The sequence below is a fragment of the Pelagibius sp. 7325 genome (genome assembly GCF_037652055.1).
Classification (GTDB): domain Bacteria; phylum Pseudomonadota; class Alphaproteobacteria; order Kiloniellales; family Kiloniellaceae; genus Pelagibius.
The window spans coordinates 25,922-46,215 of sequence record NZ_JBBKAH010000009.1 but is presented as its reverse complement, the minus strand read 5'-3'; the positions used below and the strand labels follow the sequence as shown (position 1 = coordinate 46,215).

The window sequence follows — 20,294 nt, the reverse complement described above, 5'->3', positions numbered from 1 at the left end:
GCGGCCGTCTCGAAGGACGAGGCTTGAGTCTCAATAAGGTCCTCATCCTGAGGAGGCCGCGCGAGCGGCCGTCTCGAAGGACGAGGCTTGAGTCTCAATAAGGTCCTCATCCTGAGGAGGCCGCGCGAGCGGCCGTCTCGAAGGACGACGACCGTGGCGCCGCTGATTGGCGACGCCCTCAATCGCCCCTAATCCGCGCCGCCCGAGGGCTGCACCTCCGGATCCGGTCCGCGGCGCGCCGGGCGCAGGCGGCGGGTGACGCCGCGGATCGTCACGTAGAACACCGGGGTCAGGAAGAGGCCGAACAGGGTCACGCCCAGCATGCCGGAGAACACCGTGACGCCCAGCGCCTGGCGCATCTCGGCGCCCGGGCCGGTGGCGACCGCCATCGGCACCACGCCCAGGATGAAGGCGAAGGCGGTCATCAGGATCGGCCGCAGGCGCAGGCGGCAGGCCTTCACCACGGCGTCCACCAGGTCGTCGCCGTTATCCTCGGCCTGCTTGGCAAACTCGACGATCAGGATCGCGTTCTTGGCCGCCAGGCCGACCAGCACGATGAGGCCGACCTGCGTCAGGATGTTGTTGTCGAAACCGCGCAGGGTGATGCCGACCATCGCAGAGAGCACGCTCATCGGCACGATGAGGATGATCGCCAGCGGCAGGCTCCAGCTCTCGTACTGCGCCGCCAGGGCGAGGAACACGAAGAGCACGGACAGCCCGAAGATGAAGATCGCCGTATTGCCGGTGTTGCGCTCCTGATAGGCCAGTTCGGTCCATTCGTAGTCGGTGCCGGGCGGCAGCACCTCCTCGGCCAGCCGCTCCATGGTGTCCAGCGCATCGCCGGTGGAAACGCCCGGCGCCGCATTGCCCTGCACCGGCACCGAGACATACATGTTGTAGCGCTGCACCAGGTTGGGGCCGGAAACGTCCCTGATCTCCACCAGGGTGCCGAGCGGCACCAGCTCGCCGGTCGCCGCGCGCACCTTGAGGCGCTGGATGTCCTGGCGCTCCATGCGGAACTGCTGGTCGGCCTGGGCGCGCACCTGGTAGATGCGTCCGAAAGCGTTGAAGTCGTTCACGTAGGAGGTGCCGAGGTTGATCGACAGGGTGTCGAAGATGTTGGCGATCGGCACGTCCAGCATCTGCGCCTTGCGGCGGTCGATCTCCAGGAAGAACTGCGGCGAGGACGCGCTGAAGGTGGTGAACACGCCGGTCAGGCCGGGCGTCTGGTTGCCCTGCCCCATGATCGCGTAGGCGGCCTGCAGCACGCGGTCCATCTCGGCGCTGTTGAGGTCGCGCAGCTGGATCTTGAAGCCACCCGAGTTGCCGACGCCGCGCACCGAGGGCGGCGGCACGGCAATGATGAAGGCCTCCTCGATCGCCTGCAGCCGGCCGTACAGCTGGCCGATGATCGCCTTGTCCGGCAGGCCCTGCTCGATACGGTCCTTGAAGGGCTCGAGCCCGGCGAAGATCACCGCCGAGTCCGTGGCATTGGTGAAGGTCGCGCCGGAGAAGCCGGCGAAGGCGACCGCGTTGCGCACGCCCGGCGTCGCCTGGATGATGTCCGAGGCCTCGCGCGTGACCGCGTCCGTGCGCGCCAGCGAGGCGCCCTGCGGCAGCTGGACCACGACGATGGCGTAGCCCTGGTCCATCGGCGGAATGAAGCCGCGCGGCGTGGTCTGCAGCATGTAAACCGTGGCGCCGAGCAGCCCGGCAAACAGCAGCAGCATGCCCGCCACGGTCGTGCGGTGGCCGACCAGGAATCGAATGGTTCTGCCGTAGGCCTCGCTCATCCGGTCGAAGCCGTTGTTGAAGGTGTCCGCGGCATAGCGCCCGACGACCGCCAGCGGGAAGCGCGACGGCTTGCCGCCGTGCGGCTTGAACAGGATCGCCGCCAGCGCCGGCGAGAGCGTCAGCGAGTTGGCCGCCGATATGATCGTGGCGACGGCGATGGTGATGGCGAACTGCAGGTAGAACTGGCCCGAGATGCCGGGAATGAACGCGACCGGCACGAACACGGCCGTCAGCACCAGGGCGATGGAGACCACCGCGGAGCCGACTTCGTCCATGGTGCGGTGCGCCGCTTCGCGCGGGCCGTAGCCGAGCCGCATGTTGCGCTCGACGTTCTCGACCACCACGATGGCGTCGTCGACGACGATGCCGATGGCCAGCACCATGCCGAAGAGAGTCAGCATGTTGATGGAGAAGCCGAAGGCCTGCATGACCGCGAAGGTGCCGATCAGCGAAACCGGGATGGCGACGATCGGGACCACCGCGGTGCGCCAGGACTGCAGGAAGATGAGAACCACCAGCACCACCAGCAGCACCGCCTCGAACAGGGTCTCGTAGACCGCATCGATCGACTCGGCGATGAATTCCGTGGGGTTGTAGACGATGCGGTAGTCGATGCCCGGCGGGAAGTCCTGCTTCAGCTGCTCCATGGCGGCGATGATCTCGTCGGCCGTCTGCAGCGCGTTGGTGCCCGGACGCTGGAACACCGCCAGCGCCACGGCGGGCTTGCCGTTGAGGTAGCTGTTGGTGATGTATTCGCGCGCGCCGAGCTCGACCCTGGCGACATCCTGCAGGCGCACGAGACGGCCGTCATCGCCGGCCTTGACGATCACCGCGCGGAACTCACGCGGATCCTCGAAGCGGCCCTGGGTGCTCACCACGTACTGGAAGGCGTTGTCGCCGGGGTTCGGCGGCGCGCCGATGGAACCGCCGGAGACCTGGACGTTCTGCTCGCGCAGCGCATCCACGACGTCGCTGGCCGACAGCCCGTAAGCGGCCAGCTTGTCGGGGTCCAGCCAGACCCGCAGCGCGAACTCGCGCTCGCCGAACAGCAGCAGGTCGCCGACGCCTTCCAGCCGCAGCAGAATGTCGCGCACCCGCGAGCGGGCGTAGTTCGAGACGTAGAGCTGGTCATAGCTCTCGTCCGGCGAGAGCATGTGGACCACCATCATCAGGTCCGGCGAGGACTTCGTGGTGGTGACGCCGAGACGGCGCACCTCCTCGGGCAGGCGCGGCTCGGCGATGGCCACGCGGTTCTGCACCAGCACCTGCGCGGTGTCGAGGTCGGTGCCCAGCGCGAAGGTGATGGTCAGCGACATGGCGCCGTCGCTGGTGGAGTAGGACGACATGTAGAGCATGTGCTCCACGCCGTTGATCTCCTGCTCCAGCGGCGTGGCGACCGTCGCGGCGACGGTCTCCGCGTTGGCGCCCGGATAGTTCGCGCGCACCACGATGCTGGGCGGCGCGATCTCCGGATACTGCGCGATCGGCAGCGCACCGTAGGCGATGAGGCCGACGATGACGAGGACCAGGGACAACACGGTCGCGAAAATCGGCCGGTCGACGAAGAAATGGGCAAAACGCATGGTCTGATTCCCTGCCCGCTAGCCCTGATCGGCCGTCGGCGGCAGTTCCACGAGATTGGGCGTGACCGTCACCCCCGGGCGCACGCGCATCAGGCCGTTGATGACGATGGTCTCGTCGCCTTCCAGGCCCTCGCGGATCACGCGGTAGCCGTGCAGCCGCGGACCGGGACGAACCTGTCTGGCCGAGATCTTGCCGGCCGCGTCCACCACGTAGACGATGCGGCGGTCCTGGTCCGACGAGATGGCCTCGTCGGGAACCATCACACCACGGTAAGGCAGCGAGCCGGGGATGTTGATGGTGCCGAATAGGCCCGGCTGCAGCACCAGATCTGGGTTCGGCAGCACGGCGCGCACGCGCACCGTACCGGTGCCGGGGTCGACGCGGTTCTCCGCGAAGTCCAGCTCGCCCTCGAAGGAACCGTCCCGCTCGTCGGCCGTGCGGACCCTGACCTTCAGCGAGCCCGCGCCTTCCTGCAGCGCGACGCCCTTCGTTCGCGCATCGCGCGCGTAGGCCAGGAAGGAGCGCTCGTCGATGTCGAAGTAGAAGTAGATCGGGTCGAGCGACACGATGCGCGTGAGCAGGGTATCGTCAGCGGTGACGAGGTTGCCGACCGAGATGAAGTTGCGGTCGATGCGCCCGCCCACCGGCGCCTTGATCTCCGTGTACTCGAGATCGAGCCGTGCGCTCTCCAGCGCGGCCTTCGCGCCCAGGACCTGCGCCCGGCTGGCCAGGAACTCGTTTTCGCGCTCGTCGAGGGCACTCACCGAAATGTTGCCGCGCTTGGCCAGTTCCCGCGCGCGCTCCAGCTGCTTGGTGGTGAACTCGACCTGCGATTCGGCGACCGTGAGGTTGGCCTCCGCTTCGGCCACCGCGGTCTTGAACGGCCGCTGGTCGATGGTGAACAGCAGATCGCCTTCCTTGACGATGGCGCCGTCGGTGAAATGAACCTTCTGCAGATAGCCGCCGACCCGTGCCCGCAGGTCGACCTCGTCCACCGCCTCGAAGCGGCCGACGAACTCGTCGTCCTCGACGACGTCGCGCACCACCGGCTTGGCCACGCTCACCGAGGGCGGCGGCGGAGCGGGCTGCTCCTGGGCGGTGCCGCCGGCCTCGTCGCCGCAGGCAGCCAGCGCCGCCAATAAAGCCGCGGCTGCCGCTGCCCTGGTCAATGCACCACCAAGGGCCGTAGCCCGGGCAAAGCTATGCATGCAAATATCCCCTCATCTCGCACCCGCCCACTCAGGTGCCCAACGGCCGGAGACGCAATCCCCGGATCGATTAATCTATGTTAATTGTGCCGCAGCGCAGCAATTGCAAGATGTCGCCTGGACCAGGGGGGTTGCAATCCTTGCATGGACCCGCCGCGGGCCGCAGATTTAGCCGATGACCGCCCCGTTGCCAACGAGTCCCGGGCCCACCGAGGACACACTCCTGACAAGTTCCGTACGCGCCCACGGGCGTGAGCGGGCCCAACCGGCGATAGACTGGCTGCTGTCGGTGCGGCTGGAGCCGCAGCGCGTCGCCCAGCTGTTCGACGGCTTCCTCCGCCAGCTGAACGCCCTCGGCGTGCCGGCGGAGCGCTCCACCCTGCACCTGACGCAGCTCCACCCGCAACTGCGCGCCCGCACGGTGTTGTGGGAGGCCGCCGCCGGCGGCGCGGTGGAGATCCCGCGGGCGCACGGGGTCGAGGAGACTGACCTTTTCCTCAAGAGCCCGGTGCGGCTGATCATGGCCGGCGCGCCGGCCCTGCGCCGCCGCCTCGCCCTGCCCGGCTGTCCCATCGACTTCCCGATCACCGAGGACCTGGTGAAGGAGGGCTATGTCGACTACACCGCCCGCCCCCTGCCCTTCAGCACCGGCGGAATCAATACCCTGACCCTGGCGACCCGGCGCGCGCGCGGGTTCAGCGACCTCGACATCGCGACGGTGGAGGCGGCCATGCCGCTGTTCGGCCTGCTGCTGGAACTGCGCAACGCCTATCGGACCGGCCAGACCCTGATGGAGACCTACCTCGGCGCGCGCAGCGGCCGGCGCGTCCTGGCGGGCACCATCAAGCGCGGCGACGTGGAGCGCATCAACGCCGTCCTGTGGACCTGCGACATGCGCGATTTCACCGGCCTCTCCGCGGCCTTGCCGATGCAGGAGATCGTGCAGCTGCTGGACGACTATTTCGAGGTCATGGCGCGGGCGATCGAAGCCAACGGCGGCGAGATCCTGAAGTTCATCGGCGATGCGATCCTCGCCATCTTCCCGATCGAGGAACGGCAGGCCGGCGACGCCTGCCGCGCCTGCCTGGCATCGATGCAGGCGGCGCGCCAGGCACTGGAGAACCTCGAGCGTCTGCGCGCCGGGCGCCGCGCCGCCGGCAAGGTGGACTGCCGCTGCGGCATCGCGCTGCACGTCGGCGACGTCATGTACGGCAACATCGGCGCCGCCGACCGCCTGGACTTCACGGTGATCGGCCCGGCCGTGAACCTGGTCAGCCGCATCGAGACGCTGAGCCGCGACCTGCCGGTGCCGCTGGTCTACTCCGCCGCCTACGCCGCCCACTGGCCGGGCGCCAGCCGCAGCCTGGGCTTTCATGCCTTGAAGGGCTTCGCCGAGCCCCAGGAAACCTTCACCCTGGCGGATCCCGACGCGCCCCTTCCGCAAGCGCCCTCGACCGGCAACTGAGCGTACGGCAATTGAGCATCCGGCGAGGCTAAATCGGGGGCTTTCGGCGGCCCGGCGGCGGCGCTATGGTCGCCTCATGAACGAGACCCCGACGAAGCCCATCCACGTCATCGGCGGCGGCCTGGCCGGCAGCGAGGCCGCCTGGCAGATCGCCCGCGCCGGCGTGCCCGTGGTGCTGCACGAGATGCGCCCCGAGCGCAAGACCGACGCCCACCAGACCGACGGCCTGGCGGAGCTGGTGTGCTCCAACTCCTTCCGCAGCGACGATGCCGAGAACAACGCCGTCGGCCTGCTGCACGAGGAGATGCGCCGCCTCGGCTCCCTCATCATGGCGTCGGGCGACGCCACCAAGCTGCCCGCCGGCGGCGCGCTGGCGGTCGACCGCGACGCCTTCTCCCAGCGGGTGACCCGGCAGCTTGCCGACGAGCCGCTGGTGACCCTGGCACGCGGCGAGGTCGACGGCCTGCCGCCCGAGGATTGGGACTCGGTAATCGTCGCCACCGGCCCGCTCACCTCGCCGGCGCTCGGCAAGGCCATCGGTGCCTTGAGCGGCGAGGACGAACTCTCCTTCTTCGATGCCATCGCGCCCATCGTCTACAAGGAATCCATCGACTTCTCCAAGGCGTGGTTCCAGTCGCGCTACGACAAGCCGGGCCCCGGCGGCGGCACCGCCGACTACGTGAACTGCCCGCTCACCGAAGCGCAGTACGCCGCCTTCATCCAGGCGCTGCTGGACGGCGAGAAGACCGACTTCAAGGACTGGGAAAAGTCGACGCCCTACTTCGAGGGCTGCCTGCCCATCGAGGTGATGGCCGAGCGCGGTCCCGAGACCCTGCGCTTCGGGCCGATGAAGCCGGTCGGCCTGCACGACCCGCATACGGACGCGCGGCCCTACGCGGTGGTGCAGCTGCGCCAGGACAACGCGCTCGGCACCCTCTACAACATCGTCGGTTTCCAGACCAAGCTGAAGTACGGCGAGCAGGCGCGCGTCTTCCGCATGATCCCCGGCCTGGAGAACGCCGAGTTCGCGCGGCTCGGCGGCCTGCACCGCAACACCTTCCTCAACTCGCCCAAGCTGCTGGACGCGCAGCTGCGCCTCAAAGCCCAGCCGCGCCTGCGCTTTGCCGGCCAGATCACCGGCGTCGAAGGCTATATCGAGTCCGCCGCCATCGGTCTCCTGGCCGGCCGCTTCGCCGCCGCCGAGCGCTTGGGGCAGAACTTCGCGCCGCCGCCGCCGACCACCGCGCACGGCGCCCTCCTGGCGCACATCACCGGCGGCGCCGAGGCCGAGACCTTCCAGCCGATGAACGTGAACTTCGGCCTCTTCCCGCCGCTCGCCCCGCCGCCGGGGAAGCGAAAAGTGAAGAAAAAGGACCGCAAGCCGGCGTATTCCGCGCGCGCCCTGGCCGACCTCGACGCCTGGCACAGCGAGACCGCCGCGGCGGCGGAGTGAGCGGCGATCGACCTCGTCCTTCGAGACAGCCGCTTCGCGGCTTCCTCAGGATGAGGTCAATCAAAATGCCATTCTATCCTGCCTCATCCTGAGGAGCCGCCGCCAGGCGGCGTCTCGAAGGACGAGGCAGGATCGGCACGGAACCTTTCCGCCCCCCTCAATACCGCCCGCGCCAGTGGGCCCAGGCCATGCGCCAGACGCGGCCGGGCGCGGGCGTCTGCGCCTGCGGGGCCAGGGGGTCGTTGCCGGCGCGGCGCAGCTGCTTCAGGTAGAGGTCGGCCAGACGCGCCGGCAGCAGGGCCGGCAGCGCGGCGCGCGGCACATCTTTCGCGACGCGGCGCGCCGCCGCCAGGTGCTCCGCCGCGGCGTCCATGAGGATGCCGGAGACCCGGCGCAGCCCGGGCGATGAGCGCAGCTCGAAGAGATCCTGCAGGTCGACGCCCGCCTCGGCCGCGAGGTCTGCCGGCAGGTAGCTGCGCTTCTGGCGCGCGTGCAGCGGCAACGCGCGCAGCAGGCCGAGATAAGCCCAGGCGGGCCCCAGGTGGTCGGCGGCCCGGCGGCTCGCCGCGTCCTCGGCGCCGAGGATCTTCAGCGCCAGGTGCAGCAGCGCGGTCGAGCTGCCCTCGACATAGACGCGCAAGTCATCGAGGTCCGCCGGCGGCTCCGGATCGAGATCGAAGGCGCGCGCATCGATGATGGTCTCCAGCGCGGCCTGCGGCAGGTCGCGGGCGGCGATCGCCTCGGCCAGCGGCTGCACCACCTCGTGCTGACGCGGGTTGCCGCCGTAGATGCCGTCCAGGCTCTCGCGCCACCACTGCAGCCGGATCTGCCCCAGCATCGGCTCGCTCACCACCTCGGCCGTCTTCGCGATTTCATGATTGAAGGCGTAGAGCGCGAAGAGATGCTCGCGCTCGGCTTCCGGCGCGAAGAGGCTGGCGAGGTAGCGGTCGCGGTCGTGCCGCTCCACCAGGGCGCCGCAGGGCGAAAGTTCTTTCATCGGTCGCGGCCTTTGCCGTCCCGGGGCATCGCTTGGCCGCCCGCCGCGGCCTCTCTATGCTGGCGCGAGGCGACTCCGAAGGCGCGGCGGCCCTGCGCGGCAACTTCATTCAGCGAGATGAAAATGGCTGGCTTCCTCACGTCTCTGCCCCACGCGATCCTGGCGGGTGTCATCCTGGCGGTGTTGTTGGTGCTCGGCACCCTCGGCTTGCCCGGCAGCCTGGAGGGGCTCGACCTCTACGTCTTCTGTGCGGTGCTGTTCCGCTGGCTGCATGTGCTGAGCGGCATCATGTGGGTCGGCCTGCTGTTCTACTTCAACTTCGTGCAGATCCCCAGCATGGCGAAGATCCCCGACGCGCAGAAGCCGGCTATCGGGAAAGTCATCGCGCCGGCCGCCCTATGGTGGTTCCGCTGGGCCGCCGTGGCAACACTGGTGACCGGCCTGGTGCTGGCACAGCTGAACGGCTACCTCGTCGAGGCAATCACGCTCGGCCTGATGGACGCCGTGGACAAGCACACCATGATTGGTATCGGCATGTGGCTGGGCACCATCATGTGGTTCAACGTCTGGTTCCTCATCTGGCCGAACCAGAAGCGCGTCCTCGGCCTGGTGGAGACCGACGCGGCAAGCAAGGCGCGCGCCGCCCGCACGGCCCTCATTGTCTCGCGCCTCAACACCGCCCTGGTGTTTCCCATGCTGTTCGCCATGGTCTCGGCCCAAAATCTCTACTAAGCACCTCTTCTAGACGTCCGCCCCGAAAGACCCTTCGCCAGTAGGGATGATAGAAAGCGCCTGATGCGCTAGACTGACGCTTCCGGTCTTATCTCCGGGCCAAAGCCGTGAAATTTCAGCATTTGCCCCGCACCCGCGGCGGATTGGTGTTGGAACTTTATGCGCTTCCGACTAATTGTGCCTGGAGAAGCAAAGTCGCCGAACCGGCCGGACCGGGCCGGACGGCATCCTATTGGACAGAAGAGAAATAGAAAGAGAGACGGCATGGCGTTCGAGCTTCCCCCCCTGCCCTATGCGCAAGACGCACTGGAGCCGCACTATTCGGCCAACACCCTGAGCTTCCACCACGGCAAGCACCACAATGCCTACGTGACCAAGCTGAACGAGCTGATCGAGGGCACCGACAATGCCAAGAAGTCCCTCGAGGAGATCATCAAATCCAGCTCCGGCGGTCTCTTCAACCAGGCTGCCCAGGTGTGGAACCACACCTTCTTCTGGAATTCGATGAAGCCCGGCGGCGGCGGCAAGCCGAGCGGCAAGCTGGCCACGGCCATCGACAAGGCCTTCGGCAGCCTCGACAAGTTCAAGGAAGAGTTCAAGACCAAGGGCGTCGGCCAGTTCGGCAGCGGCTGGGTCTGGCTGGTCAAGGAAGGCGGCGAATTGAAGATCGTCACCACCGGCAACGCCGAGACCCCGATGACCAAGGGCCAGACGGCCATTCTCACCTGCGACGTCTGGGAGCACGCCTATTACCTGGACTACCAGAACCGGCGCCCGGACTTCCTGCAGTCCTTCCTCGACAACCTGGTGAACTGGGACTTCGCGGCGAAGAACTTCGACGCCGCCTGATACCTGCCGGGATACGAAGTAAAAAGGGGTCCGAAAGGGCCCCTTTTTTGTTGCCGTCAGTCCACCGCGATCAGTGCCGCGGCGACCCGGCGGTCTTCCGCCATCAGCACGTTGTAGGTGCGGCAGGCGGCGCCGGTGTCCATCGGTTCCAGCGCCACGCCGCGCGCCCGGGCCGCCTCGCGCAGCGCCGGCTCGATGAAGGCCATGGCCTTGCCGCAACCGACCAGCAGTACTTCCACCGGCGGCTCGGCCGCCAGCACCGGCTCCAGGCTTTCGAGGGTGAGTTCACCGATGGCCGCCAGCGGCCAGGGTGCCGACCAGTCCGGCAGCACCAGCACCGAGCCGCGATAGCGCTCGCCGGCGACCCTGAAGCCGCCGTCGCCATAGCTCTCGATGACCTGGCGTCCCTGGGGAATGAGCGGTGTGACGTCCATCTCCGCTCCTTTCTTTCGGGTTGTGGGTCTTTCGGGTTGCTGGTTAGGAAGAAGCCTTGGCCGCGCTCGCTGCCACCGGCTCCGCATCGTCCTCGCCGCCGCGCCGCAGACCGATGTAGGACAGCAGCGGCACCGCGAGGCCGAAGGACGAATAGGTGCCGATCACCACGCCCCAGATGAGGCCGGCGGTAAAGCCGCGGATGACCTCGCCGCCGAAGAAGAACAGCGCGCCGAGCGCCAGCAGCGTGGTGAACGACGTCAGGATGGTGCGTGACAGCGTCGTGTTGATGGCGCGGTTCAGCAGCCCCACCAGCGGCAGCTTCTTGTAGCGGCGCAGGGTCTCGCGCACGCGGTCGAAGATCACCACGGTATCGTTGATCGAATAGCCCGCGATGGTGAGCACCGCCGCCAGGGTGGCCAGGTTGAACTCGATCTGAGTCAGCGAATAGAAGCCGATGGTGGCGATGACGTCGTGCAGCAGCGCGATCAACGCGGCGACGCCGAACTGCCATTCGAAGCGGAACCAGATGTAGATGCCGATCGCCGCCATGGCCAGCATGGTGGCCAGGAAGCCCGCTTCCTTCAGTTCGTCACCGATCTTGGGGCCGACATACTCCTGGCGGCGCGATTCGACGTCCGGGCCCAACGCCTCCATGACCTGCTGGATGACGTGGATCTGCTCGCTCTCGTCGCCTTCCGGGCGGCTGATGTTGATCAGCACGTCGGTCGGCTCGCCAAACTGCTGCAGCGTCACGTCGCCGATGCCGAGACTGTTGAGGCGGTCGCGCAGCTGGCCGAGGTCGGCCGGCTGCGGCGTGCGCACTTCGATGAGGATGCCGCCGCGGAAGTCGACGCCGAGGTTGAGGCCCTTGGTCAGGAACAGACCCGCCGAGGCGACCACGATCGCCAGCGAAACCAGCAGGAACAGCGCGCGGCGGCGCATGAAGTTCAGGTTGGGCTCGACGGGAAGCCTGCGGATGAGAGCCATGGCGTTGCTTCCTAGATCGCGAGGGCCTGGGGCCGCCGGCGGCGCAGCCAGGTCGCCACCATCAGGCGGGTGACCATGATGGCCGAGAACATGGAGGTGATCAGGCCAAGCGACAGCGTCACGGCGAAGCCCTTGATCGGGCCGGAGCCGAAGTGGAACAGCAGCAGCGCGGCGATCAGCGTCGTCAGGTTGGAGTCCAGAATGGTCGACAGGGCGCGGCGGTAGCCGGCGTCGACGGCGGTCACCGGCCCGCGTCCGTTGCGCACTTCCTCGCGGATGCGCTCGAAGATCAGCACGTTGGCGTCGACCGCCATGCCGATGGTCAGCACGATGCCGGCGATGCCCGGCAGCGTCAGCGTCGCCTGCAGCACCGAGAGCGCCGCCATCAGCAGGATGAGGTTCACCATCAGCGCGACGCTGGCCATGGCACCGAACAGGCCGTAGGCCAGCACCATGAAGACCACCACGAAGACGAGGCCCAACACCGAGGCGATCTCGCCGGCCAGGATCGAGTCCGCGCCGAGGCCCGGGCCCACGGTACGCTCTTCCAGATAGGTGACCGGTGCAGGCAGCGCGCCGGCGCGCAGCAGCAGCGCCAGGTCGTTGGCCGTCTCCACCGTGAAGTTGCCGGAAATCATGCCGCGCCCGCCGGTAATCGGCTCGTTGATCACCGGCGCGGAGATCACCTTCTCGTCCAGGATGATGGCGAAGAGCTTGCCGACGTTCTCGCGGGTGGCGTCGCCGAAGCGCTTGGCGCCCAGGGTATCGAAGGCGAAGTTCACGACCGGGCGGCTGTTCTGGTCGAAGCCCGAGGTGGCGTCGGTCAGATGGTCGCCGCTGACCATGATGCGCTTGCTAACCACGTAGGCCGCGGGTCCTGCCCGCGCGTCGTCGGCCGCCGGCAGCACTTCGGACGACGGCGGAATCTGCCCGTTCGGCGAGACGTTCTCGTTCACGAAGCGGAAGCTCAGCACCGCGGGCGTGCCGATGATCGCCTTGAGGCGCTGCGGGTCGTCCAGGCCCGGCACCTGGATGATGATGCGGTCGTCGCCGTGGCGCTGGATCGCCGCCTCGCGCGTGCCGGTGTCGTCAATGCGGCGGCGCATCACCTCGATGGCCTGCGACATGATTTCGTCGGTGCGCTGGCGCATCTCGGCCTCGGTGTAGGCGACGCTCATGCCCTGCTCGCCGACACCCTCGATCTGCACGCCGGTCTGCACGCGGTTAATCGCCTGGCGCGCGTCGCTGGCGTCGTCGGCGTTCTCCAGCGTCACCCGGACGGCGTCGTTGACGAGGCCGAGCTCGCGGTAGCCGATGCCCGCCTCGTTGAGGGCGCTGCGCACGGTGTCGGCGAGGTTCTCCCGATCTTTCTCGAAGGCGTAGGCCAGATCGACGCCGGCCAGCAGGTAGACGCCGCCGCGCAGATCCAGCCCCAGGCTGATCTGCTGGTGCGGAATCACGCTGCCCTCGTCGGCCATCTGCGTCGCCTGGTCGCGGGTCAGCAGCAGGTTGGGCGCGGCGAAGACGACCCCGGCCAGCACGACCAGGAGAATCAGGATGACTTGCCAGCGGGGCAGATGAACCATCGGCTAGGGCGCTTTCCAGAGCCGTCCCGACCCCCCAAGGGGGATCAGGACTTCCAGGGGATCAGGACTTGTTGCCGGGCTTGTTGCCGCCGAACAGGCTGCCGAGCAGGCTCTTGGGCTTGCCGCCGGCATCGTTGGCCGCGGTCTGCGTGCCGCCGCCGGGCGCCGCCTCGGTGCGGCTCAGCACGTCGGAGATGGTGTGGCGGACCACCCGCACGCGCACGCCTTCGGCCAGTTCGACCTGGGCCTCGGTGTCGCTGATGATCTTGGTGACCGTGCCGATGAGGCCACCGGCCGTGACGATCTTGTCGCCGCGCCTGAGGGCGGAAACCATCTCGCGGTGCTGCTTGACCTTCTTCTGCTGCGGACGGATCAGCAGGAAGTAGAACACGACGAAGATGAGGATGATCGGCAGGAGGGACTGGAAAATATCCGCTCCACCGCCACCGGCAGCCTGGGCATAGGCTGGCGAAATAAGCATACTTTGAGACCTCTTCCGAGCAGTCAGACCGGCGGACTATAACGGCACGTGCGCGAATTGCAACGCCACGGGAAAGCCTGCCCGTACCGCTGACCGCGGATTGACCGAAAGCCCGCGCCGCAATAGATTTTGCGGCCAAATTCAGCCTGTTAAGTTACGTTCTTTGGAGCATAGATGAGCAGCCCCGACAGTGACAACCTCCTCCCGGTTCTCCAGCGCATCGCGGAGGCCTTGGAGCGACTCGCCCCTGCGCCCTCTTCTGCGGTGGCCATGGACGGGGCCGACGCCTTCGTCTGGCACCCCGAACACGACCGGCTGGAGCCGGTTCACCATGTAAATCGGGTCGACATTGCGCTGTTGCAAGGCATCGGCCGCCAGGCGGAGACGCTTTACCGCAATACCCGCCGCTTCGCCGAGGGTCTGCCCGCCAACAACGCCCTGCTGTGGGGCTCGCGTGGCGCCGGCAAGTCGTCGCTGGTGAAGGCGGTCCACGCCAAGGTCAACGAAGACTTGCCCGAGGGCCCGCGCCTCGCCCTGGTGGAGATCCACCGCGAGGACATCCCGACCCTGCCCCGCCTGCTGGCCCGGCTGCGCGGCGTGAACCGACCCAGCGTGCTGTTCTGCGACGACCTCAGCTTCGACGGCGAGGACGCCAGCTACAAGTCGCTGAAGGCGGTGCTGGAAGGCGGCGTCGAGGGACGCCCTGCCAACGTTCTCTTCTACGCCACCTCCAACCGGCGCCACCTGATGCCGCGCGACATGATCGAGAACGAGCGCTCGACCGCCATCCACGCCTCCGAGGCCGTGGAGGAGAAGGTCAGCCTCTCCGACCGCTTCGGCCTCTGGCTCGGCTTCCACAACTGCGACCAGGACACCTTCTTCGCGATGATCGAGGGCTACGCCGAGCGCTACGGCCTCGATCTGCCCAAGGACCAGCTCCACGCCGAGGCGCGCGAATGGTCGGTCACCCGCGGCGCCCGCTCCGGCCGCGTCGCCTGGCAGTACATCCAGGATCTCGCGGGACGCCTGGGCAAGACGCTGCAGGATTGAGCAAGACTGGATGTCGTCCCGGGGGGGTTGACCCCGGGGCCCATTGGCGTCAGCGCGTGGCGATACGGTGTGATGGTTGCATCCCGCCGGCCGCAAGCACGGGAAGCTCTGTCCACGATCGATCAATCGGCCAGGGCATTGGGTCCCGGGGTCAAGCCCCGGGACGACAGCGTCAACGTGGCGTGAGAAGAGCGTGTCTCAATCCCTAAGGCTGCGGCGCTTCCGCCCGCTCCTTGGGGCCGTAGTCGCGCAGCACCGAGGCCACTCTCAGGCGATAGTTGGCGAAGATCTCGTGGCGGCCGCGGCCCTGCGCGGCCTGGTGCTCGGCGTGTTCGCGCCAGCGCTTCACCGCGTCCTCGTCGCGCCAGAACGACAGCGAGAGCATCTTGCCCTCCTCGGTCAGACTGGTGAAGCGCTCGACGGAAATGAAGCCGTCGATCTGTACCAGCTCGGCCTTCAGCGACGCGGCGATGTCGAGATAGGCGTCGCGGCGGCCGTCCTTCGGCCAGACTTCAAAAATCACCACATGCATGGACGGCAGTCCTCCTGATCGCGTGCTCCGATCACGCAGGGGGGCAGTCTGGCGCTGCACCGGCGGCCGGTCCAGCCGCCTCGCTGCGGCGGCGGTCGAATTATGCCTGCGGCAAAGCCTGCTGCGGGAGCAGCTTTGCCGATCCCTTGCCCAGGTGCTTGATGTTCTGCACCGCCGCGAGCATGGGGGCGTCCAAGGGGCTCACCCGCTCGGCGGCGACGATGCAGACCGCCCCGGACCAGGGATTGGGGGCGCCCGGCAGGAAGACCACGACCTCGCCGCTCGGCAGGCGCTCGATCTCGAAGGCGAGCTGGCTGTAGTCGTCAAGGCGTACCAGCACGCTGCGCATCTCTGTATCGCTTTCGGCCTCGACGACGCTTTCGGTCATGCCCTTCACGAAGTGATAGAAGGGCACGTGCGAGAGCACGCGGGCCTCGAGCGCCTTCACCAGCCGGCCGGCGGCCGCGGCCCGCGCGACGAGCCCCGCCACGAAGCAGACGGCCAGGATCAGCGCCACGGCGAGCAGGTCCACCAGAATGATCTCGCCGGCGGTATCGACGCTCGGCAGGGCGGTGGTCAGCGGCTGGGCGATGCCGCGCATGAAGACGAAGGCCTTGCCGAGAATGAAGATCACCACGATGAAGGGCACCAGGAAGACGATGCCGCCGATCACCGTGGTTTTCACGAAGCCGCTCCAGGTTGCCATGGTCTCCTCCCGCACCTGTTGGTGGCGACAGGATAGCACCTGGTGGGAGGTTCGGGGGCCAGTCTCGCAAGACGCTGGAAGAAGCCTGACGGCCTGATTGACATCGTGCTTCGAGACGCTCGCTACCGCTCGCTCCTCAGCATGAGGTCAATCTTTTCAAGCACTACCTCATCCTGAGGAGGCGCGTCAGCGCCGTCTCGAAGGATGGGCCACAGGTCGGAACCTTTTTTTCAGCAACCTGCTAATCCGCGGCCGAGGCTGTGCGCGGGGAGAGCTGGGCTTCCGGGTTGACGGCGCGGGTGCCGCGGCGCACCTCGAAGTGCAGCTGCGGTCGGTCGACGTGGCCGCTGCTGCCGACCCGCGCGATGGTCTGGCCGCGCTGCACGGTGTCGCCGGCGGCGACCAGCAGTTCCTCGTTGTGGGCGTAGGCGGTGACCCAGCCGTCGGCGTGCTTGACCAGCAGCAGCTTGCCGAAGCCCTTCAGCTCCTGCCCGGCATAGGCGACCACGCCGTTCTCGGCGGCGCGCACCGGCGTGCCGCGCGGGGCGGCGATGTTGATGCCGTCGTTGTGCTCGCCGCCGGCCTTGGCGCCGTAGGACGACAGCAGCGGCCCCTGCACCGGCCAGAGGAACGAGGAGCCGGCGCGCGCCGGCGGATTGGCCAGCGCCGCGCGGACCTTCTCCGGCGTCCGCACGACGGACGGCGCCGGTGCCGCGGATTCCGGGGTCGTGACAGCGGTCTTCGGCGCCTCGGCCGCGGGCTCTCCCATCGGCTCCTGCGACGGCGTGTAGGCGACCTCGGTCGGCGCCGGCTCGTTGTCGACCGCCGAGCCCGGCGTCGGCAGGATCAGCTTCTGGCCCAGCGGAATCGTGTAGGGCGGCTGGATGTCGTTCAGCCGCACCAGTTCGCTGCGGTCGATGTCGTAGCGCTGGGCGATGTTGTAGATGGTGTCGCCTGCGGCGACCTCGTGGATCTGCGCGTTGGGCACCGTCAGCGCTTGGCCGACGGTCAGCGCATAGGGCGGCTGCAGGTCGTTGGCGTCGATCACCGCGCGGATCGGCAGGCCGAAGCGCCGCGCGATGCCGTAGAGGCTGTCGCCCTTGGCCACCACGTAACGCCCGCCCCCTGGACGCCCGCCCCCTGGACGCTCACCGGCGGGAGCCGCCGCGACCTGCTGGACGGCCGGTTGTGGGGCGGCGGGTCGAGGGGCAGCGGGTTGAGAGGCGGCGGGCTGGGTCGCCGGCAAGGCCGTCTGGGACACGGTCTGCGGCGCCAGTTCCTGCACCTCGACGTCGATGATGCCGGGCGGCGTGCTGGCGACGCCGGCGGTGCCGGCCGGCGCCGGGCTGCTCCAGCCGGCAAGGTCGGCCGGCGGCGCCGGCTTGCGCAGCGGCAGCGGCGGCGGATCCTTCGGCGTCACGTAGCCGACCGGCCGGTAGCTCGGCGTCGCGAAGCAGCCGGCCAGCACCAGGGCCGAGCACAGCAGCGCCGCGGACTTCAAGGCGAGACCCGTCCCTTTCATGCAACGTCTCCCCGCCGTTGCAGCTGATCGTTGCCCTCCTCCTGGGCTTCCTGGCCCCTGATGACCTGGCCGGGAACGCCGGAGACCAGCGGCACGAAGCGCACGTCGGTCAGGTGTTCCTCCTTGACGCCCTCGGGCGTGCGGGTCAGACGCAGCAGCGCCTGGTCGCGCGAGGTCTTGCCGACCGGCAGGACCATGAGCCCGCCCTCGGCCAACTGGTCGACCAGCGCGCCGGGAATGCTGCTCGCCGCGGCCGTCACGATGATGCGGTCGAACGGCGCCTGCTCGCGCCAGCCCTTCCAGCCGTCGCCGTGGCGCGCGGTGATGTTGTGCAGGCGCAAGGCGAGGAAGCGCGCCTCGGCGGTCTTCAGCAGCTCCTTGAAGCGCTCTATGGTGTAGACGCGCCGGCACAGGCGCGACAGCACCGCCGCCTGGTAGCCCGAGCCGGTACCGACCTCCAGCACCTTGGTGCGCCGGCTGGCGCGCAGCGCCTGGGTCATCAGCGCCACCACCTGCGGCTGGCTCAGGGTCTGGCCCTGACCGATGGGGATCGCCATGTTCTCGTAGGCCTGATGCCGGAAGCTTTCCGGCGTGAAGGCATCACGCGGAATGCGCTCGATGGCGGAGAGGACCTCGGTGTCCGCGATCCCCGCACGGCGCAATTCCATAATCAAACGGATCTTGCGCGAAGCGACCATCAGCCGAATATCCCCCGCATGCGTTTCATGGTGTCCCGGTGCGTCAGGTCCAGGTGCAGCGGCGTCACGGAGATGCCCCCGCGCGCGGTGACCGCCAGGTCGGTGTCTTCGTCCCGCGAGTCGTCGGCCTGGTAGCCGCCGATCCACACGAAGCGGCGCCCGGAAGGATCCTCGCCCTCGGTCACCGTGGTGCCCTGGTCGCGCCGCCCCTGGCGGCAGACCTCGATACCGGTGACCGATTCAGGCGCCACCGCCGGGAAGTTTACGTTCACCAGCAGGTCCTTCGACCACGGCATGGCGACCAGCTTGCGCACGATGTCCGCCAGGTACTGCTCGGCCACCTTCCAGCGCACCGAGCCGTCGGGCTGGCGCTGCTGGCTGAAGGCGATGGCGCGGAAGCCGAGCAGCGCGGCCTCCATGGTCGCCGCGACGGTGCCCGAATAGGTCACGTCCTCGCCCAGGTTGCCGCCATCGTTGATGCCGGAGAGCACGATGTCCGGCGGACAGTCCCGCATGATCTGGTGCTTGGCGATCAGCACGCAGTCGGTCGGCGTGCCGTCGACGGAGAAGCGCTTGGCGCCCAGGCGGCGTTCGCGCAGCGGCCGGCGCAGGGTCAGCGAGTGGCTGGTCGCCGACTGCTCGGTTTCCGGCGCGACCACCCAGACGTCGTCGCTCAGCGTCTTGGCGAGCTTCTGCAGGATCTTCAGGCCGGGCGCGTGAATGCCGTCGTCGTTGGTGACGAGGATCCGCGCCTTCCTGAGATTGAGGGTGCCCTTAGCCATGCGGTTCAACCATCGGCGGCGATGACCTCCAGCCCACCCAGGTAGGGTCGCAGCGCGTCGGGGATTTCGATGCTGCCGTCGGCCTGCTGGTAGTTTTCCATCACCGCGATCAGGGCGCGCCCGACCGCGACGCCGGAGCCGTTCAGCGTATGCACGAAGCGGGTACCCTTATCCTCACCTTCAGGTCGGAAGCGCGCCTTCATGCGACGGGCCTGGAAGTCCACGCAGTTGGAGCAGCTCGAGATCTCGCGGTAGGCGTCCTGGCCGGGCAGCCAGACCTCGACGTCGTAGGTCTTGGCCGCCGAGAAGCCCATGTCGCCGGTCGACAGCACCATGGTGCGGTACGGCAGGCCGAGGCGCTTCAGCACCGCCTCGGCGCAGCCCACCATGCGTTCCAGCTCATCGGCCGACTGGTCCGGCGCGGTGACCGAGACCAGCTCGACCTTCTCGAACTGATGCTGGCGCAGCATGCCGCGGGTATCGCGCCCGGCCGAACCGGCCTCCGAGCGGAAGCAGGGGGTCAGCGCGGTGACGCGCAGCGGCAGCGCCTCGGCGGCGACGATCGCGTCGGCCACGAGGTTGGTCAGCGGCACCTCGGCGGTCGGGATCAGCCACAGGCCGTGGGTCGTGCGGAACAGGTCCTCGGCGAACTTCGGCAGCTGGCCGGTGCCGTACAGCGCCTCGTCGCGTACCAGGAACGGCGGCGCCACCTCGGTATAGCCGTGCTCGGTGGTGTGCAGGTCCAGCATGAACTGGGCCAGCGCCCGGTGCAGCCGGGCGAGCTTGCCGCGCATGACCGCAAAGCGCGCACCGGAGAGCTTGGCCGCCGCCTCGAAGTCCAGCAGCCCCAGCGCCTCGCCCAGGTCGTAGTGCTCCTTGGGATCGAAGTTGAACCTGCGCGGCTCCAGGTGGCGGCGGACCTCCACATTGGCGCTCTCGTCGGCGCCGTCGGGCACCTCGGGCAGCGGCGCGTTGGGCAGGCCGCTCAGGAGATCCTGCAGTTCCTCGCCCAGCCGGCGCTCGCCCTCTTCCGCCTCGGCCATCTTGTCCTTGAGACCCGCCACCTCGGCCATCAGCGCCGCGGCGTCCTCGCCCTTGCGCTTGGCCTCGCCGATCGCCTTGGACGCCTCGTTGCGCCGGGTCTGCAGCGTCTGCAGCGCGGTCTGCGCCTCGCGGCGCCTGGCATCGAGGGCGAGCACCTCGCCCGACCGCGCCGCGAGACCGCGTCGCGTCATGGCGCTGTCGAAGGCTGCCGGTTCCTCGCGGATCCATCTGATGTCGTACATAGGGGCAAGCGACTCGGGTTTGTTACAGGCGAATCGGGCCACTTATAAGGCCCCGCCAGCGCCTCTGTCCACGTCCGACTCGCCCGATTCGCTCAAGAAATACCGCAGGAATCCTACACTTAGCCTCAATGGCCAGGGCAACGCCGA

18 protein-coding genes are annotated in these 20,294 nt (G+C 68.2%); 5 read left to right on the top strand and 13 right to left on the bottom strand.

The features are described 5' to 3' along the window. Positions 1-188 precede the first annotated feature (188 nt). A complete protein-coding gene (locus WDC82_RS18605; RefSeq protein ID WP_340118887.1) occupies positions 189-3,377 on the bottom strand; it encodes a multidrug efflux RND transporter permease subunit in 3,189 nt (1,062 codons plus the stop codon). A gap of 18 nt (positions 3,378-3,395) precedes the next feature. Then, the gene (locus tag WDC82_RS18600; RefSeq protein ID WP_340118886.1) at positions 3,396-4,586 is read right to left on the bottom strand and encodes an efflux RND transporter periplasmic adaptor subunit; all 1,191 of its coding nucleotides are present in this window, start codon (positions 4,584-4,586) and stop codon (positions 3,396-3,398) included. Positions 4,587-4,761: 175 nt separating this feature from the next. Here WDC82_RS18600 and WDC82_RS18595 point away from each other — a divergent pair, with 175 nt between their 5' ends. Together WDC82_RS18595 and trmFO are read left to right on the top strand one after the other, a co-directional pair. Continuing rightward, entirely contained in the window at positions 4,762-6,051 is a 1,290-nt protein-coding gene (locus tag WDC82_RS18595) for an adenylate/guanylate cyclase domain-containing protein (protein ID WP_340118885.1), read from the top strand. Between the two features lie 76 nt (positions 6,052-6,127). Then, entirely contained in the window at positions 6,128-7,504 is a 1,377-nt protein-coding gene (gene trmFO, locus WDC82_RS18590) for a methylenetetrahydrofolate--tRNA-(uracil(54)-C(5))-methyltransferase (FADH(2)-oxidizing) TrmFO (RefSeq protein WP_340118884.1), read from the top strand. A 157-nt stretch (positions 7,505-7,661) separates the two neighbouring features. Here trmFO and WDC82_RS18585 read toward each other — a convergent pair whose 3' ends face one another. Then, complete coding sequence (locus WDC82_RS18585) at positions 7,662-8,501, bottom strand: phytoene/squalene synthase family protein (RefSeq protein ID WP_340118883.1); 840 nt, start codon at positions 8,499-8,501, stop codon at positions 7,662-7,664. Positions 8,502-8,624: 123 nt separating this feature from the next. Between WDC82_RS18585 and WDC82_RS18580 the strand changes: the two genes are divergently transcribed. Then, a complete protein-coding gene (locus tag WDC82_RS18580) occupies positions 8,625-9,233 on the top strand; it encodes a urate hydroxylase PuuD (RefSeq protein ID WP_340118882.1) in 609 nt (202 codons plus the stop codon). Between the two features lie 264 nt (positions 9,234-9,497). Then, positions 9,498-10,082 carry a superoxide dismutase gene (locus tag WDC82_RS18575; protein WP_340118881.1) on the top strand — a complete coding sequence of 195 codons (585 nt, stop codon included), beginning with the start codon at positions 9,498-9,500 and terminating at the stop codon, positions 10,080-10,082. Between the two features lie 56 nt (positions 10,083-10,138). Here WDC82_RS18575 and WDC82_RS18570 read toward each other — a convergent pair whose 3' ends face one another. The 4 genes from WDC82_RS18570 to yajC all read right to left on the bottom strand — a co-directional run bounded on the left by WDC82_RS18570 (position 10,139) and on the right by yajC (position 13,571). Then, the gene (locus WDC82_RS18570; protein ID WP_340118880.1) at positions 10,139-10,516 is read right to left on the bottom strand and encodes an Mth938-like domain-containing protein; all 378 of its coding nucleotides are present in this window, start codon (positions 10,514-10,516) and stop codon (positions 10,139-10,141) included. Positions 10,517-10,559: 43 nt separating this feature from the next. Continuing rightward, a complete protein-coding gene (gene secF / locus WDC82_RS18565) occupies positions 10,560-11,504 on the bottom strand; it encodes a protein translocase subunit SecF (RefSeq protein ID WP_340118879.1) in 945 nt (314 codons plus the stop codon). Positions 11,505-11,515: 11 nt separating this feature from the next. Beyond that, complete coding sequence (secD, locus tag WDC82_RS18560) at positions 11,516-13,090, bottom strand: protein translocase subunit SecD (protein WP_340118878.1); 1,575 nt, start codon at positions 13,088-13,090, stop codon at positions 11,516-11,518. A 61-nt stretch (positions 13,091-13,151) separates the two neighbouring features. Beyond that, positions 13,152-13,571, bottom strand: coding sequence for a preprotein translocase subunit YajC (gene yajC / locus WDC82_RS18555; protein ID WP_340118877.1), 420 nt, complete (start codon positions 13,569-13,571; stop codon positions 13,152-13,154). 174 nt (positions 13,572-13,745) lie between these two features. Between yajC and WDC82_RS18550 the strand changes: the two genes are divergently transcribed. Then, positions 13,746-14,621, top strand: a complete 876-nt coding sequence (locus WDC82_RS18550) for an ATP-binding protein (RefSeq protein ID WP_340118876.1) — start codon at positions 13,746-13,748, stop codon at positions 14,619-14,621. Positions 14,622-14,826: 205 nt separating this feature from the next. Here WDC82_RS18550 and WDC82_RS18545 read toward each other — a convergent pair whose 3' ends face one another. From WDC82_RS18545 to serS, 6 genes are all read right to left on the bottom strand, one after another. Next, complete coding sequence (locus WDC82_RS18545) at positions 14,827-15,153, bottom strand: antibiotic biosynthesis monooxygenase (RefSeq protein ID WP_340118875.1); 327 nt, start codon at positions 15,151-15,153, stop codon at positions 14,827-14,829. A 100-nt stretch (positions 15,154-15,253) separates the two neighbouring features. Continuing rightward, positions 15,254-15,859 (bottom strand): DUF502 domain-containing protein, encoded by a 606-nt coding sequence (locus tag WDC82_RS18540; RefSeq protein WP_340118874.1) that lies wholly within the window; start codon positions 15,857-15,859, stop codon positions 15,254-15,256. A 241-nt stretch (positions 15,860-16,100) separates the two neighbouring features. Next, positions 16,101-17,381, bottom strand: a complete 1,281-nt coding sequence (locus WDC82_RS18535) for a M23 family metallopeptidase (protein ID WP_340118873.1) — start codon at positions 17,379-17,381, stop codon at positions 16,101-16,103. Then, positions 17,378-18,082, bottom strand: a complete 705-nt coding sequence (locus WDC82_RS18530; RefSeq protein ID WP_340119096.1) for a protein-L-isoaspartate(D-aspartate) O-methyltransferase — start codon at positions 18,080-18,082, stop codon at positions 17,378-17,380. Before WDC82_RS18530 ends, WDC82_RS18535 begins: the two co-directional genes overlap by 4 nt. After that, complete coding sequence (gene surE, locus WDC82_RS18525) at positions 18,079-18,861, bottom strand: 5'/3'-nucleotidase SurE (protein WP_340118872.1); 783 nt, start codon at positions 18,859-18,861, stop codon at positions 18,079-18,081. The genes WDC82_RS18530 and surE overlap by 4 nt, the downstream gene beginning before the upstream one ends. Before the next feature lie 5 nt (positions 18,862-18,866). Then, on the bottom strand, positions 18,867-20,147 hold the full coding sequence (serS, locus tag WDC82_RS18520) for a serine--tRNA ligase (RefSeq protein ID WP_340118871.1): 1,281 nt from the start codon (positions 20,145-20,147) through the stop codon (positions 18,867-18,869). Positions 20,148-20,294: the final 147 nt, after the last annotated feature.

Bases quoted from the DNA above. Each gene is read 5' to 3' on its own strand.
- secF (WP_340118879.1), bottom strand. From the start codon at position 11,504: ATGGCTCTCATCCGCAGGCTTCCCGTCGAGCCCAACCTGAACTTCATG.
- WDC82_RS18575 (WP_340118881.1), top strand. From the start codon at position 9,498: ATGGCGTTCGAGCTTCCCCCCCTGCCCTATGCGCAAGACGCACTGGAG.
- WDC82_RS18585 (WP_340118883.1), bottom strand. From the start codon at position 8,501: ATGAAAGAACTTTCGCCCTGCGGCGCCCTGGTGGAGCGGCACGACCGC.
- serS (WP_340118871.1), bottom strand. From the start codon at position 20,147: ATGTACGACATCAGATGGATCCGCGAGGAACCGGCAGCCTTCGACAGC.
- WDC82_RS18600 (WP_340118886.1), bottom strand. From the start codon at position 4,586: ATGCATAGCTTTGCCCGGGCTACGGCCCTTGGTGGTGCATTGACCAGG.
- WDC82_RS18535 (WP_340118873.1), bottom strand. From the start codon at position 17,381: ATGAAAGGGACGGGTCTCGCCTTGAAGTCCGCGGCGCTGCTGTGCTCG.
- WDC82_RS18540 (WP_340118874.1), bottom strand. From the start codon at position 15,859: ATGGCAACCTGGAGCGGCTTCGTGAAAACCACGGTGATCGGCGGCATC.
- WDC82_RS18550 (WP_340118876.1), top strand. From the start codon at position 13,746: ATGAGCAGCCCCGACAGTGACAACCTCCTCCCGGTTCTCCAGCGCATC.
- yajC (WP_340118877.1), bottom strand. From the start codon at position 13,571: ATGCTTATTTCGCCAGCCTATGCCCAGGCTGCCGGTGGCGGTGGAGCG.
- WDC82_RS18570 (WP_340118880.1), bottom strand. From the start codon at position 10,516: ATGGACGTCACACCGCTCATTCCCCAGGGACGCCAGGTCATCGAGAGC.
- secD (WP_340118878.1), bottom strand. From the start codon at position 13,090: ATGGTTCATCTGCCCCGCTGGCAAGTCATCCTGATTCTCCTGGTCGTG.
- WDC82_RS18595 (WP_340118885.1), top strand. From the start codon at position 4,762: ATGACCGCCCCGTTGCCAACGAGTCCCGGGCCCACCGAGGACACACTC.
- trmFO (WP_340118884.1), top strand. From the start codon at position 6,128: ATGAACGAGACCCCGACGAAGCCCATCCACGTCATCGGCGGCGGCCTG.
- WDC82_RS18545 (WP_340118875.1), bottom strand. From the start codon at position 15,153: ATGCATGTGGTGATTTTTGAAGTCTGGCCGAAGGACGGCCGCCGCGAC.
- WDC82_RS18605 (WP_340118887.1), bottom strand. From the start codon at position 3,377: ATGCGTTTTGCCCATTTCTTCGTCGACCGGCCGATTTTCGCGACCGTG.
- surE (WP_340118872.1), bottom strand. From the start codon at position 18,861: ATGGCTAAGGGCACCCTCAATCTCAGGAAGGCGCGGATCCTCGTCACC.
- WDC82_RS18580 (WP_340118882.1), top strand. From the start codon at position 8,625: ATGGCTGGCTTCCTCACGTCTCTGCCCCACGCGATCCTGGCGGGTGTC.